Origin of the sequence: Brachybacterium paraconglomeratum (assembly GCF_039541415.1) — a bacterium.
GTDB lineage: Bacteria > Actinomycetota > Actinomycetes > Actinomycetales > Dermabacteraceae > Brachybacterium > Brachybacterium paraconglomeratum_A.
Genome location: NZ_BAABGE010000016.1, coordinates 1 through 631, shown reverse-complemented (window position 1 = coordinate 631; position 631 = coordinate 1). Strand labels below are relative to the sequence as shown.

The window sequence follows — 631 nt, the reverse complement described above, 5'->3', positions numbered from 1 at the left end:
GAAAGCTCTTGTTCGACCAGTACGCAGCGATGACGGCGTAGCCGTCAGCCGATGGGCAGTGAGGGCTGCTCGAGGTAGCGATACAACGTGTTTCGACTGATCCCGTAGGTACGTGCGATCTGAGCTTTGGGAACCCCGCTCGCGACGGCGTTGCGCATCTCGCGGATCTGCTCGCTGTTGAGCCGGCGCTTGCGGCCCGGGTACTTGCCGGGGGTCTTCTTCGCGATCGCGATGCCCTCGGCCTGCCGCTCCCGGATCATCTCGCGCTCGGACTGCGCCACAGCGGTGATGATGTGGAGGATCAGCCGGGTGGTGAGGTCTCCCCCGCCGGGACGGACCGTGAGGCCTTGGGTGCAGAACTCGACAGTGACGCCCTTCTGGTCGAGCTCTTCCATGATCGTGAGCATGTCGCGGAGCGAGCGGGCGAGACGGTCGATAGAGGAAACCACGAGAGTGTCGCCCTCCCGCACGTACTTGATGGCCTTCTTCAGCTCGGGGCGTTCGGAGGCGGCGGCGGCGGACTGGTACTCGCTGTAGGTCTTGTCGACCTCGCCGATGGCCTCGAGCTGACGGTCGAGGTTCTGGCCGGCGGATGAGACTCGGACGTAGGCGACGCGCTGCGTGGTGGGCA

Annotated in this window: 1 protein-coding gene; it reads right to left on the bottom strand. The window is 65.3% G+C overall.

The window, feature by feature from the left end; translation table 11 throughout:
• Positions 1-44: 44 nt before the first annotated feature.
• A partial coding sequence (locus ABD893_RS16940) for a recombinase family protein (protein WP_345083179.1) occupies positions 45-631 on the bottom strand: 587 nt, incomplete at its 5' end.